The following is a 14373-nucleotide window of genomic DNA, read 5'->3' on the forward strand; positions in this document are numbered from 1 at the left end:
TAGGCTCTCAACCCAACGGTTGAGAGCCTAAACTATTTAGATTTCAACGAAGAAGCATTCGGGCTAACGTGTTAAGCCTGCGGTGCCACCACGCGGATTACAGATGAATCATCTTTCGCGGCCATACCCTGAGCAACCCCGATGAGGTATTCCTGTTGTGCGGCTGCCGCTACCGGAACGGCCAAACCTACTGATTTAGCGGCGTCCGTGACGATTCCCATGTCCTTCACGAAAATATCGAGGCGTGATTTAACTTCGACGTCCTCTTCTTCATACGCCCGCAGCATCCGCTCGCCGCGGTCCCCGAGCATAAACGATGCTGCCGCGCCTGACATGAGAGCATGGAGTGCCTGGGGGACGTCAAGCTCAAGCTTTCGCGCTAGTGCGAGTGCCTCGCCAGCCGCTGCAATATGAACGCCGCAGAGTAGCTGGTTTACAGTCTTCATGGCCTGTCCCTTGCCGGCCGTGTCGCCAACTTTAACGAGAGTTCCGGCCATTTCCTCAAGTACAGGTAGTGCCCTCTCGTATACCTCGGGCACCGCACCGACAACTACCAGAAGGTCTCCCTCACCTGCGCGCACGGGGCCGCCTGACACGGGGGCATCGACCAAACCGATACCCTTTTGTGAAAGAGGTTCCTGGGCATTGGAGGCGACGTCGACACCGACAGTTGAAGTCAAGATGATGGCAGCGCCCTCGTTGAGCACCGCTACCACGCCGTCCTCGCCGTAAAGAGCGTTGTCAAGCTGCGCCTGGTTACGTACAGCCAGTACAACAAAATCTGCGCCATTGGCCGCCTCGCGCGCCGACGAAAACGTAGCGATACCGGCATCTGCGGCAAGTGCGGTTCGCTCTGCAACGGGGTCGAAACCGGTAACCGTAAACTTTTTGTTCAGGTTAGTGGCGATGGGCAGGCCCATAGCTCCAAGTCCCAAAACAGCGATTTTCTTAGACATTTTTGATCTCCTTTGATCCTTAGAAGATTAGTTTGAAAGTTTTTCTACGACGGCGGCCAGTGAAGTTTCATTTCCCACATTGCCTGCGAAAACAATGTAAGGAATGCCGCGAGCAGGCTCGTTCTGTCCGCTCCAAAGTGAAACAATTCCCGGAAGCATGGGGCCAATAACGGTTGCGCGCCTAATGCCCAATCCCTTCGAAGCCACGTCAGATGAAGTGATTCCACCTTTAGCAATCACGAATCGAGGAGTGGTGCGTCCAACGATTCCTCGCACGACGTTGACAACTGCTGCTGACACCCGCCGGGAGATTTCAAGTGATGAAGCACCATCGTTACCTCGCACCAGTTTGCGTGACGTGCGAACAACTACGTGGCCATTATCAAGACCCGAAATCGCACTGCTTACAACGTCGGCGATATGCGAGTCTCTAGCGTTGTCATCAAGAATTTTTTGAACATCGATCTCATACTCTTCCAGTTCAACGTTGTCGCGCAAATAGTTCAACTGACGAGTGGTTAGATCTACGTGGCTTCCGATAACGATCAGCCCGCCTGGCACAGTGCTTCGTCCCTGTCGGGAAGATTCCACCTCTTTTGTTGTAAGCGGGGATTTAGGATCTTGTCCGATGCGGGCCCTAACAAACGGGGGGCCAACTCGGTATATGAAGCTTGAACCAGACGCCTCCGCACGATTCAACGCAAGTGAAAGAAGCCGCAGGTCATCTTCAGTGACAGAATCGCAAATGATCGGCTGCCTGTTTTTAGCGGCACGCAATTTTTCGACGACAGCGTCAAGATCGGTTCGAAGTGTCGTTAAGTCGATTGCAATGACGTCGCTGGCCTTTGTAGCACCGCCTGTTTTTTCTTCAATCCACGCGGCCAACGCCGAGGAACTGAAACCGAACGTTGCGTCTTTGGCGAACTCGGTTTCACCCACAGGCGTGAAACCATCAGCCTCAGACCCCGCATAGTGGATCCCGTCTACCGTGATCCTGCCAGCATCTGCAAACGCGGGAAGAACCACGATGCCATCAACGTCGCGCCCCGTCTGCTCTTTCATCGCGTCGGCTAGAGTGTTCGGCTCAAGCGGGAAATGACCGCGTAGCGTTGAATCAGATCTGGATACAAAACTGATTTCCAGACCATCGTGTTTTTTGATCGCCTTGTAAGCGGACTCGGCTACCTCGCGATTTATCTGCTTCGCATCTTCGGGGGAGAGGGAACGGGAGTTTGTCATCACGTAGATAGCTGGTTTTCCCGTGCTGAATCCCCATTCGAGGTCTTCGGGCTCCCAGGACGTTAGTACAGGCAAGTCGGATACGGACTGCGTACCGGTGGGGTCGTCGTCGAGCACCACAAGGATGGGCGGCGAGGTCCGAGCGTTTTCATCACGCACTCGTTGCGCGTCGACGTTCACGGCCGGCGGATGTGCCGCAGTTAGTTCAGCTAGCGTCTTCATGCAACAACTCCTTTGTTGAAACCCTAGAGACCTTAGACGTCAGAGGTCTAAGACAATTTAAGAATAGGTTTACCCGGTTGAGGTGTCAAGGTTTCAATGAATGGAGCTTCAACGGTGCAGGGCGAAGGGGTAAATCGCTATCCGACCGCAACAGGCGTGAAAGCAGCAGTCGGGTGCAAACAAGCGCTTTTGGGGCCTCTAACTGGTTAATCCGACAGGTGTGTCTCAATGTCAGAACTCGTCTGAGTCATGTGAGATCGCATCGCATCCTTCGCCCTTTGCGCATCGGATTGTTCAATGGCCTCCAAAATCTCAAAATGGTGATGCCTAGCCCGCTTGCGAATCTGGGGAACAGAGGTTGTGAGAAGCCTAGAATCATGGAGCGCGGTAGAAAGTGGGGTCATGATCGAAGCTAGGAAAGGGTTTTTAGAGGCGCTTAAGATGGCTTGATGGAACTCGAGGTCGGCGCGAGTAGCTGCCTCGATATCGCCCTGCTCGCTTGCGGCATCATATTCATCTAGTTTTTGTCTCAAATGTTCGATATCGGCATCAACGCGACGTTCTGCAGCTAAACCGCATGCGCCAACCTCTAGCATTCGACGAACTTCCGAAAGGTACATTCCCAGCTCTTTTGGAGACGACGTTTGCGATATCCACCAAATAATCGAACTGAGGTCCGTCCACTCGGCCGGGTCAACTACAAACGTTCCTCGGCCGTGCACCACGTTTACTACACCACGCTCAGTAAGTGTTCGCACAGCCTCCCGCATCGTTGGACGCGCAACTTGCAACCACTCCGCAAGCTCAATCTCAGGAGGGAGGGCTTCACCAACTTTGAACTTCTTTGAAACGATTGCGTCAAGAATCATCGTTGTCGCTCGTTGGACGCGGTCGCTAGGCATGAATTTTTACCTCAGTGAAGAATGGGTTATTGCCCAATTAAACAACGAAATGAACCGAGATATCTAGTCTTACGCCAGAACGCGCATCAGCCGATCGTAAAACAAGGGTGTGGGACTCCGGAAGAGCCCCACCCCCTTGCAAGCGAAACAAATAGAGATCAGTACATCGGTTCAAGCGGGACGATCGCCCACAAAATCAGGTATACAAGCAGGCCCGAACCCATGCCCAGAATCAGCAGTAGCGCAACAATTCGTACAAGGGTGGGATCCCAGTTGTAAGTCCTAGCAAGGCCACCGCACACGCCACCGATGTAGCGGTCCGTGCGCGAACGGTAAAGACGTGGTGCCATGATTTCCTCCAACCACTAGGTTTTTCGTACTTCCATTATGGAATTAGGCGGATTGTAAAACTATCGGGGATAACCCTGATTTTTAACCAATAACCCGCAAAATTAACCGGCTTCGTAACTCAGGGATAAACCAGGGTGTTACCGGATAACGCGAAAACATGGCTGTCGATAGTTTGGAAACAACGATTTAAACCTATCGAAAGAGGAAATAATGTCCGCTCACAAAATGCCGGTTGCAAGGCGCGCAAGTAGCCAACGCACACCGATCGTACAGTTACGTTCCGTTACAAAAATCTATGGTCGAGACGACACTCGCGTGGTAGCCCTCGACAACGTCGACCTCGACATTTTCGAGGGCGAGTTCACCTCAATCATGGGCCCATCCGGGTCCGGAAAATCGACGCTCCTGCACTCGTTGGCTGGCCTTGATTCAGTAACGCGAGGCACCGTCACAATCGCCGGGCGCGAGATCACCAGCATGAACGACCGCGTACTAACCCACTTCAGGCGCGACAACATCGGCTTCGTCTTCCAAGCCTTCAACCTCGTTCCCACAATCGATGCGGAAGCAAACCTCACCCTTCCCATGCGGCTTGCCGGCAAACGCGTTGACAAACAGTGGATGAACCAAATCGTGCGCAACTTACAGCTCGAAGACCGCCTCACGCACAAACCGCACGAGCTCTCCGGCGGCCAGCAACAACGCCTCGCTGTTGCCCGCGCACTCCTGTCTCGCCCAGCCGTCCTCGTCGCCGACGAGCCAACCGGAAACCTCGACTCCGCCGCCTCCGCCGAAGTTCTCAACATGCTTCGAAGCGCCGTAGACCACCTCGGACAAACCGTAATCATGGTCACCCACGACGTGCATGCCGCCTCAATCGCGGACCGCACACTGGTTGTACGAGACGGGCGCATCGTTGCTGACATTGCGCAGCCCACGCCCGAAAAGATTGGAGACGTGACCCGGTGAAAGGCTTACTATCCGCAAACATGAAGTCGCACGGTTCGCGTTACCGGGCGACAGTAATAGCCGTGGCGCTCGCGGTAGCGTTCATACTCACCGCGTTCGGACTAGCTGGTGCGCTCCAATATTCTGCCAAAGCTTCAGTCGCATCGAATGTATCAGGCGCTGACGGAATCATAAGCGACGAGAACCTTGATGACTCCGCGCAAAATCCGACGGACAAAATCTGGGAACACCTCAAAAACGATCCAAAAGTTCACGGCGAACCAATATATGTCGGCATTGAAGAAGTGACCGTTCCCGGCGGGGCCGATAGCGGTTTTCTCAGAATCGCGCAGGTGCGACCCGAACCGTTTGGAAACCCGAAACTAGCCGAAGGTAAGCTACCAGCCGCGTCAGATGAGGTGGCACTTCCCGAGTTCGTTAAAGCCAACCTGTCTGTGAAGGTGGGCAGCAAGGTCAAAATGACTGGGATAGACCGCGAGTTCAAGATTTCCGGCTTCACTGAAGTGGAGAACGGGATCAACTTCGCCCCAAGCATTTTGTACGCCGCCGGCCAAATCCCGAAGCTCTACGATGACCGCTATGTGTCTGAGGTTGTCTTCAACGTCGATGGCAAAAAGGGAGAGGACGCAGCTGAGTATGTCCGCGAGCAAGTCCACGAGCTCATCCCGAATCTAAATACCGACAAAATTGTTTTATCGGCAGAAAAATACGTTGAAAAACAGATGGAGTCTCTCTCAAAAGAGATGCCCGCCGTGCTTGCGGTAATCCTCGTTTTCCCTGGCATTGCAGCCGTTACCGCCGTCATCGTTATCTCAACTACCTTCCAGGTGATGCTGGCACAGCGTAAACGAGAACTTGCGCTTTTGCGAGCTATTGGCGCGGATGCGCGGCAGATTCGCGGCCTTATGATCAAAGAAAACCTGATCGTTGGTCTGCTGGCCTCGATTGCGGGCTTGTTGCTTGGTGCGGTTAGCTCAACGCTTCTAAACAAGTTCACAAAAATTGTTCCCGAGTGGGTTGACGCGTTCTTGGCTATCCCGCTCTGGGGTTATGCTTCAGCCCTCGTGATTGGCGTACTCATAACCCTTATTGCAGGTATTCGCCCGGCATTCCAAGCAGGAAACCTTTCGCCAATGGTTGCTCTAGAGCCGGTTGATAGTGCTGCCGTGCAGAAGAGCAAGCGGCTCACCCGCTTGATCTTCGGCATCGTAATCGCGGGTATGGGTCTCGCGTGCATCACCATTGCCACCGTGAGCCCCGGCTTCGGAAAAGAAGCGGCTCAGTTTGGCCTCGCATTCCTCGGTGGCGTGGTCAGCTTTATCGGTGCGCTCATGCTTCTAACCTGGCTGGTTCCATACATTACGCGAGGCATTGGGAAGCTCATTGGCAAGAACAGTGTCACCTTCCAAATGGCCGGTGAAAACACGTGGCGCAATCCCGCTCGTACCGGAGCTACCGGAACTGCCCTCGTTCTTGGAATCACACTGGTGACCATGATGATTGTTGGCGCAAAATCGGTGGAAACCTCCGTTTTGACGGAGATTGACGAGAAGCGTCCGATTGATCTGATTGTCAGTACTGAAGATAATCGCCCTTTGACGGACGCGGAAATCACGGCCATTAACAAGACTGAGAACGTTACCCAGGTTGCAGTTACCAAGGCTCTACGAGTTCCAGCCGGTGACGAGGCTGATCCTATGGACAACGGTTATATGCAGATCAACGAGGCCGCAGACCTCTCAAAGGTTGCCCACACTGATGTTGCCACGCCGCCTGAAGGAACCGTTGGAGTGGACGGGTGGCTGTACGACCCGGATGAGGGAACAAAACAGTTCAGCGTTGGCGACAAGTCGATGACGTTTGCAGTACAGGCTGCACGTACACCGAACTACACGCTATCTTCGAAAGATTTCGAGGCGGTGCGCGCAATGTACGGTGATGAGGCAGTGGACTCGTCGGTGGCATTTGTGAGGATAAAAGATGGGCTTTCCATCTCGCAGGTGCTGGAGACGAGGAACAACCTCATGGACAAAGTCCAGGCTCCGCAAATGGGAGGAAGCGCCCTAGAGCGTGCGGCAATGGTTTTGGCAATCAAATCAATGTTGATCGCAACCGTTGTCATGCTGGCCGTATCGGTATTGGTGGCTCTTGTGGGCGTTACCAATACGCTCGCCCTGTCTGTGGTTGAGCGCCGACGTGAGAATGCGATGGTGCGAGCACTTGGTATGACCAAGGGCGATCTGCGTCGCATGATCACTTGGGAGACCGTACTGATTGCAGGCGTAGCCACCCTCGTGGGCGTGGCCATGGGAATCGGATACGGAGCGCTTGGACTGCATGCACTTCCCATTGGCGAGGCTACGCGTCACCTGGTTATCCCGTGGGATCAGGTTGCAGTTGCTGCTTTGATCTCGTTCCTGGCGGCCCTGATGGCATCGATTGTGCCGGCTCGCCTGGCCGCGAAGGCATCCCCGGTAGAAGCCCTCGCTGATGTCGGCTAAAAGATCACTGCTTAGGTAGAGTTTCAGCCCCGCTCCAAATCACGGAGCGGGGCTGAAATGAGTATTACCAGGCAGTTAGCTTAGGCGTTAACTACCAGGAGGTCACCGAACTTGGCACGGGCGTTGTCGAAGCGCTTCGCAACGTCCTCCCAGTTAACGACGTTCCACCAGGCCTTCACGTAGTCGGCCTTCACGTTCTTGTAATCCAGGTAGAAGGCGTGCTCCCACATGTCGAGCATGAGGAGGGGTACAACGCCTACCGGGATGTTGCCCTGCTGATCGGTCAGCTGGTAGGTGACCAGGCGGCCCGAAATCGTGTCAAATGCGAGGATTCCCCAGCCCGAGCCCTGCAGGCCAAGTGCTGCGGCGGCGAACTGTGCCTGGAACTTCTCAAAGGAGCCGAAGTACTCGTCGATAGCGGCTGCAAGTTCACCCTCGGGGCGGCCCTGACCGTTTGGCGTCATATTCTTCCAAAAAACCGAGTGGTTTGCGTGGCCGCCGAGGTTAAAGGCCAGGTTCTTTTCCCACAGGTTGATTGCGGCAAAGTCGCCGTTTTCGCGTGCCTCTTCAAGCTTTTCGAGGGCGGTGTTTGCGCCACCTACGTAGTTTGCGTGGTGCTTGGAGTGGTGTAGCTCCATGATCTGCGCCGAGATGTGCGGCTCAAGAGCCGCGTAATCGTAATCAAGTTCTGGCAGGGTGTAGACAGCCATGTTCAACTCCTTGGTTAAGGTCGGTGTCAACTTCAATAACTGCATCGGATTTCCCGTTGCGACACTTCGACTCTACCGAAGGCTGTAGTGCCTCGCATGCCGGTGAGACCTATATCTCCGGCGCGGAATCCTACAAGCGAAGGTGGGTTGATTTGCAAATTTGCGTTCGTTTCGTTGATATATTGCGCCTTTATGGAAGAATGATTGAGGCTCATTACATGACATTAAGGTTGAGTAAATAAATATGCCCGTTCTATTACTTGAACCAGATTTGATCCGCCGTTTACGAAAAGATCTAGTTGCCGCCCGCTTTTTCGTGGACGATGTGAATGCCTTATTTTGCGAGGTTGCAGCTAACGCTCTGCTGCGAAATGAGCGGGTGCCGGCGTTGCTGACGGCTCGCGGCGGACAGGGCGATCTGAGCGTATTGACGCGGTTATTTGTGCTTTGGGATGAGGTTTCCGCCCCCGAGGCGGCTCGGGCTCTACCGACGGTGGGCGTGGACGGTCTGGTGCGTTTGGGCCTTGTGGAAGAACGCGAGGGGAAGGTGCGCGGCCTTGTTCAGTTGCAGCCGCATGAGGCGGTGACGAGTCAGGCCGAGTTCAACTGGTGGATAGCTTCGGACCTGGGCGAGGGGCTGACCGGTATGGCCCCGCGTCGCGATCATGTGTTGGGAATCGGCGGCGCCACGCGTACACTATTGCAGCTGACGCCGCGTGATCGGGTGGACAGCGTGCTGGATTTGGGAACGGGTTGCGGCGTGTTGGCAATGTACGCGACAACGCATGCAAACCGCGTGGTGGCAACGGATTTGTCGGGCCGGGCGCTTGATTTTGCGCGCTTCAATTTCGCGTTGAACGAGCTGGACATTGAGACTCGTGAAGGTTCCCTGTATGACCCGGTGGAGGGCGAGCAGTTCGATCTGATCATGTCTAACCCTCCGTTTGTAATCACCCCGGATTCACTTCGCGGCGCCGGCCTCGTGGAATATCGCGATGGTGGTCGCACGGGTGATGATTTGATGAAAGAGGTGGTCATGGGCGCGGCGGATCACTTGAAGTCGGACGGACGCGCACTGCTGCTAGGAAACTGGGAGATCTCGGAGCAGTGGGATTACCATCCGCGCGCGTGGCTTGAAGCGGCGGGGTTGAATGGTTGGGTGGTACAGCGCGAACAGTTGGATCCGGCTCAGTATGTGGAAATGTGGATGCGTGATAATGGTGCGCGTCTGGCGATGAGCCCCGCTGAGTACGAGGAGGCCTTCGCCCTGTGGATTGCAGATTTTGAGCGTCGCGGTGTGCAGGCCGTGGGGCTGGGCATGGTAGCGCTGGAACGCGGCTCACAAACCCCCTCAATTGTCTGTGAACAGGTGGTGACTTCGCAGAGCGCCTCGGGTGACTACATTGGTAGCGCAATGAGGGAAATCTTCCGGTTCGAGATAACGCCGGAAACTTCTGAAGATGCTGTGTTTGTGCGCGAAAGTGATGTGCGCGAGGAACGCCATTACGAGCCGGGAGCCACGGACCCGCAAGTGATTGTCGCGACGCAGGGAGGCGGGTTTGGCAGGCGAATCCAGTTGAACTCGTGGATGGCGGCCGCGTTGGGGGCGTGTGATGGGGAGCTGGCGATTGGCCAGATCATTTCGGCCCTGCACGTGCTGACGGATGAGGATAGAGATGTAATCTCTAAGCATGTGTATAGCCAGCTTGGGTTGCTTGTGCGGGCTGGTATGTTGAAACGGGTGACAGCCTAAGACGCGGTTTGCGTGTTTCTCTGGTTGGCGTCTGTGATAGGACTTGTGCAAAAGTTGTTTAACAACCGACGTTTCGGGTTCGACTTTAGGGAATGATCCGTATCCGCTAGTAGCGGAAGGAAGAGGAAAAAGTGGCGGGTAACAAACTCGTTATTGTGGAGTCTCCAGCCAAGGCGAAGACGATTGGTAACTATCTTGGCCCGGACTTTACTGTCTTAGCCTCGGTTGGGCACATTCGTGATTTGCCCCAACCTTCGGAGCTTCCTGCGGATAAGAAGAAGGGACCGCTCGGTAAGTTCGCCGTGGACGTCGAACACGATTTTGCGCCCTATTACATGGTGAACCCGGATAAGAAGAAAACGGTTACGCAGTTGCGCCGCGCGCTTAAAGAGGCCGACGAACTCTACCTCGCAACGGATGAGGACCGCGAGGGTGAGGCCATCGCGTGGCATCTTTTGGAAGTTTTGAAGCCGAAGGTGCCGGTTAAGCGTATGGTGTTCAACGAGATCACGAAAGACGCGGTGACTGCGGCGCTTGAAAATACGCGTGATATTGATACGCGTTTGGTGGATGCACAGGAGACGCGCCGAATTCTTGACCGTCTGGTTGGCTACGAGGTTTCCCCGGTGCTTTGGCGCAAGGTGAATCGCGGGCTATCGGCGGGCCGCGTGCAGTCGGTGGCTACGCGCCTGATGGTTGATCGTGAGCGCGAGCGCATGGCTCACGTTGCCGCTAATTATTGGGATATCGAGGCCGAGTTTGAGGCTGAGAGCAAGTTCACCGCCCGGGTTAGCCAGGTGGATGGGCTACGCGTGGCGCAGGGCCGTGATTTTGGTGATGACGGCCAACTGAAGAAGCCGCTTGAGGTTTTGCATTTGAACGAGGGCGCCGCGAAGGCGCTCGCGGATGTGCTTTCCGGCCTGGGCGCGGGCGGCGCGAAGGTTTTGTCGGTGGAGCAAAAGCCGTATAAGAGGCGCCCGGCTGCTCCGTTTACAACTTCGACGTTGCAGCAAGAGGCCGGTCGTAAGCTCCGTTGGAATTCGCGCGACACGATGCGAACGGCCCAGTCGCTGTACGAAAACGGTTACATCACGTATATGCGTACGGACTCTACGGCGCTGTCGAAGGAGGCCATTTCGGCGGCGCGGGCGCAGGCTCGCGAGATGTTTGGGGCAGATTCGGTGCCGTCGTCCGCGCGGGTTTATGCGAAGAAGGCAAAGGGTGCGCAGGAGGCGCATGAGGCTATCCGTCCGGCGGGTAATCATTTCCGCACGCCGGCCGAGCTTGCAACGAAGCTGAGTTCGGCGCAGCTTGCCCTCTACGATTTGATCTGGAAGCGCACGTTGGCGTCGCAGATGACGGACGCTACGGGTACTACGGATACGCTCCGGATCGGGATGCGCACGCCTTCGATGAACGAGGTGGGTCCGCTTGCGTCCGGGGAGCATGATGTGATCGCTTCGGTTTCGGGCACGGTAATAACGCATCGCGGTTTCTTGGCGGCCTATGAGGAGGGTCGGGACGCGGAGCGCTACGCAGATAAGCAGTCCGGTGATCAGCGTTTGCCGAAGTTGGGCGAGGGTGCGCAGGTTGACGTTGTGAGTGCCACCGCTGAGGGGCACGAAACTACGCCGCCGCCGCGTTATACGGAAGCCTCGCTGGTCCGGGCGATGGAGGAGCGCGGGATCGGCCGCCCGTCTACGTATGCGGCAACGATTTCGGTGATTACGGATCGTGGATATGTGACGAAGCGCGGGCAGGCGTTGGTCCCGTCTTGGCTGGCGTTCTCGGTTACGAGGCTGCTTGAGAAGCATTTTGGCAATCTTGTGGATTATGATTTCACGGCTTCGATGGAGCAGGATCTGGACCATATTGCGGCTGGGGATCAAAATGCGGTTGCCTGGCTGAAGTCGTTCTACCTGGGTGAGGGGGATGACGCGCCGAAGGTTTCGGCGGACGGCAAGGGGCTCCGCCACCAGGTTGAGTCGCTTGGGGATATTGATGCGCGCGCGGTGAACTCACTTGATTTGGGTGGTGGCGTAACGGTTCGTGTGGGTCGTTACGGGCCGTATTTGGAGCGCGAGGACGAGGCTCGCGCGAATATTCCGAGCGATGTCGCCCCTGATGAACTGACGCCTAATAAGGTTGCGGAGCTATTCAAGGAAGCTGAAAATGACGGCCGCGTGCTGGGTATGAATCCGGAGAATGGCCGCGACATCGTGGCAATGAATGGCCGTTTTGGCCCCTACGTTTCCGAGGTTATTAGCGAGGAGGAGCAGGCCGGCTCGAAGAAGAAGATTAAGCCGGCTACGGCCTCCCTGTTTAAGTCGATGGATTTGGCAACGGTGTCGCTGGAGGAGGCTTTGCAGCTTCTGTCTTTGCCGCGCGAGATTGGCAAGGATGAAGAGGGTACGCCTATTACCGCGCAGAATGGCCGGTACGGGCCCTACATCAAGCGAGGCACTGATTCGCGTTCTTTGGAGAGCGAGGAGCAGATTTTCTCGCTCAGCCTCGAGGATGCGTTGGCGCTGCTTGCACAGCCGAAGACGCGGGGCCGCAGGGCAGCGAAGCCGCCTTTGCGCGAGTTTGGGTTAGACCCCGTTTCGCAAAAGAAGGTGACGGTTAAGGATGGTCGTTGGGGCCCGTACATTACGGACGGTACTACCAACATTTCCGTGCCCAGTAGTGAAAGTGTTGAGGGGCTTTCCGAAGCGCGCGCTTTTGAGCTGTTGGCGGAAAAGCGGGCGAAGGGGCCGGCAAAGCGGCCTGCGCGTAAAACGACTACGAAGAAGAAAGCCACAAGAAAGACAACTGCGAAGAAGCCTGCTGCAAAGAAAACCGCAGCGAAGAAGGCCGCTGAGTAGTAGTAAGCGCGGCCGGGTGGGCGGATCCAAAAATTTGTCTTACCCTCATGCGAGGATATTTATATGAGTTCAACTGATACCTACCCCGGCTTGTTCATTACGTTCGAGGGCGGCGATTCTTGCGGTAAATCCACGCAGATCGCGCTAACCAAGCAGTGGCTTGAGGGGCGCGGGGTTGCCCCGTTGCTTACGCGCGAGCCGGGTGGCACCGAGCTGGGGGAGAAGCTTCGCGAGCTCATCATTCATGGTCCGGATGACATGGATCCTCACACGGAGGCCCTGCTGTATTCTGCGCAGCGCGCCTATCACATGGAAACGAAGGTGCGCCCGGCGTTGCATCGCGGCGAGGTGGTGTTGCAAGACCGCTACTTGGATTCTTCTGTGGCATACCAGGGTGCTGCGCGTGCGTTGGGCGTGGATGAGATTTTGCAGTTGAATTTGTGGGCTGTTAGGGGATTATTGCCGGATGTGACGATCTTCTTGGATCTGGATCCGGAGGTTGCATTTGAGCGTCGTACGGGCGAGCCGGACCGGTTGGAGAGGGAGCCAAACTCGTTCCAGCATCGCGTTCGCAAGCAGTATTACGAGCTGTCTAAAACCTATGCGGACCGCTATCGTGTGATTGATGCTTCTGGCGATATTGAGAGCGTGCAACAGCAGATTCGCCGGGCTTTGGAGCCGCTAGTTGAAGAGCATTTGCGGGCAAACAAAGTTGGCAACGCGTGAGTGTTTGGGATGATCTTGTAGGCCAGGCCCGTGCCGTTGAGACGCTGCAGGCCGCGGCAAGGCGTGCCCGCGACATCGTAGAGAATCCTGAAAATACTGAGAACGCTAGGGCAATGACGCACTCGTGGCTAATCACGGGCCCTCCGGGATCGGGGCGTTCGAGTGTGGCCAGGGCCTTTGCGGCAGCATTGCAGTGCACGGGCGAAGAGGTAGGGTGTGGAATTTGCCCAGGTTGCACCTCGACGTTGGCCCGTTCAAATGGTGATGTGACCGATGTTGAGACCAGCTCGGTGATCATCCCGATCGAGCAAATCCGTGACCTCGTGTATCAATCGCAGTCCGCGCCTTCGCGGGGTCGCTGGCGCGTAATCCTTATTGAGGATGCGGATCGCATGATGGAGCGCGGGGCAAACACGTTGCTTAAGGCGATTGAAGAACCTCCCGAGCGTACGGTTTGGTTGCTTTGTACACCGAGCCCAGAAGACATGATCACCACGATTCGTTCGCGGTGCAGGCACTTGACGCTTCGGATCCCGCCGGCAGGTGACGTGGCTCAGCTTCTTACGGATAAGTACGGGGTAACTCCAGAGCGGGCGGCTGCCGCCGCGCGCCTGGCGCAGTCCCATATTGGTCGAGCTAAAGGCTTGGCTAGTGATGATACGAAGATCCGTGAATACCAAGAGCTCATGGATTTAGCGCTGGGTGCCACGTCGATCGGCGAGGCCGTGTTGAACGCGGAAACTCTGATGGCGCGCGCCACGGAGATTGAAACGAAGCGGCAAGAAGTGGCGTTTGAAACTGAGGAGGCTGAACTTCGCCGCGCATTGGGAATCGGTGAGGGAGAGTCGATTCCAGCCCATATGCGTTTTCACTTTAAGAACTTGAAGGAAGAGCAAAAACGTCAGGCAACGCGTATGCAGCGCGATGCGTTAGATAGGGTTTTGCTTGATTTGTTGGCGTTCTTTAGAGATTTGCTGGCGGGCCAGTTGGGCGCTGAAGTAGGGCAAATTAGCGTGGGCTTAGATGACGTGCTTCGCGATAGGGCACGAAAACTGGATGTGCATGCAACGTTGGAATCCATTGGCCATGTGGAACGTAGCCGGCAGTTGTTACAAACAAATACGAAACCGCTCCTGATTATGGAGGCCCTATTAGCTGCGCTAGTGCCAGGAAGGTAGAG

11 protein-coding genes are annotated in these 14373 nt (G+C 55.8%); 6 read left to right on the plus strand and 5 right to left on the minus strand.

Annotation, left to right across the window (positions count from 1 at the left end; genetic code table 11):
* Positions 1-71: 71 nt before the first annotated feature.
* From HMPREF1628_RS04980 to HMPREF1628_RS04995, 4 genes are all read right to left on the minus strand, one after another.
* Positions 72-956 carry an NAD(P)-dependent oxidoreductase gene (locus tag HMPREF1628_RS04980; RefSeq protein ID WP_034508731.1) on the minus strand — a complete coding sequence of 295 codons (885 nt, stop codon included), beginning with the start codon at positions 954-956 and terminating at the stop codon, positions 72-74.
* 27 nt (positions 957-983) lie between these two features.
* Positions 984-2417: a four-carbon acid sugar kinase family protein gene (locus HMPREF1628_RS04985; RefSeq protein WP_034508734.1), complete on the minus strand. Its 1434-nt coding sequence runs from the start codon at positions 2415-2417 to the stop codon at positions 984-986.
* 206 nt (positions 2418-2623) lie between these two features.
* Positions 2624-3319 (minus strand): FadR/GntR family transcriptional regulator, encoded by a 696-nt coding sequence (locus HMPREF1628_RS04990; RefSeq protein ID WP_034508737.1) that lies wholly within the window; start codon positions 3317-3319, stop codon positions 2624-2626.
* A gap of 158 nt (positions 3320-3477) precedes the next feature.
* Positions 3478-3669 (minus strand): PspC domain-containing protein, encoded by a 192-nt coding sequence (locus tag HMPREF1628_RS04995; RefSeq protein WP_016444584.1) that lies wholly within the window; start codon positions 3667-3669, stop codon positions 3478-3480.
* Between the two features lie 211 nt (positions 3670-3880).
* Here HMPREF1628_RS04995 and HMPREF1628_RS05000 point away from each other — a divergent pair, with 211 nt between their 5' ends.
* On the plus strand, positions 3881-4639 hold the full coding sequence (locus HMPREF1628_RS05000; RefSeq protein WP_084703249.1) for an ABC transporter ATP-binding protein: 759 nt from the start codon (positions 3881-3883) through the stop codon (positions 4637-4639).
* Positions 4636-7140, plus strand: coding sequence for an ABC transporter permease (locus tag HMPREF1628_RS05005; RefSeq protein ID WP_034508741.1), 2505 nt, complete (start codon positions 4636-4638; stop codon positions 7138-7140). Before HMPREF1628_RS05000 ends, HMPREF1628_RS05005 begins: the two co-directional genes overlap by 4 nt.
* An 80-nt stretch (positions 7141-7220) precedes the next feature.
* Here HMPREF1628_RS05005 and HMPREF1628_RS05010 read toward each other — a convergent pair whose 3' ends face one another.
* A complete protein-coding gene (locus HMPREF1628_RS05010; protein ID WP_034509031.1) occupies positions 7221-7850 on the minus strand; it encodes a superoxide dismutase in 630 nt (209 codons plus the stop codon).
* A 244-nt stretch (positions 7851-8094) separates the two neighbouring features.
* Between HMPREF1628_RS05010 and HMPREF1628_RS05015 the strand changes: the two genes are divergently transcribed.
* From HMPREF1628_RS05015 to HMPREF1628_RS05030, 4 genes are all read left to right on the plus strand, one after another.
* Complete coding sequence (locus HMPREF1628_RS05015) at positions 8095-9603, plus strand: DUF7059 domain-containing protein (RefSeq protein WP_034508745.1); 1509 nt, start codon at positions 8095-8097, stop codon at positions 9601-9603.
* 131 nt (positions 9604-9734) lie between these two features.
* On the plus strand, positions 9735-12467 hold the full coding sequence (gene topA / locus HMPREF1628_RS05020) for a type I DNA topoisomerase (RefSeq protein WP_034508749.1): 2733 nt from the start codon (positions 9735-9737) through the stop codon (positions 12465-12467).
* Positions 12468-12530: 63 nt separating this feature from the next.
* A complete protein-coding gene (gene tmk, locus HMPREF1628_RS05025; protein ID WP_034508753.1) occupies positions 12531-13193 on the plus strand; it encodes a dTMP kinase in 663 nt (220 codons plus the stop codon).
* A complete protein-coding gene (locus tag HMPREF1628_RS05030) occupies positions 13190-14371 on the plus strand; it encodes a DNA polymerase III subunit delta' (RefSeq protein ID WP_034508756.1) in 1182 nt (393 codons plus the stop codon). Before tmk ends, HMPREF1628_RS05030 begins: the two co-directional genes overlap by 4 nt.
* Positions 14372-14373: the final 2 nt, after the last annotated feature.

It is taken from the genome of Actinomyces sp. S4-C9 (genome assembly GCF_000758775.1).
Taxonomy (GTDB): domain Bacteria; phylum Actinomycetota; class Actinomycetes; order Actinomycetales; family Actinomycetaceae; genus Gleimia; species Gleimia europaea.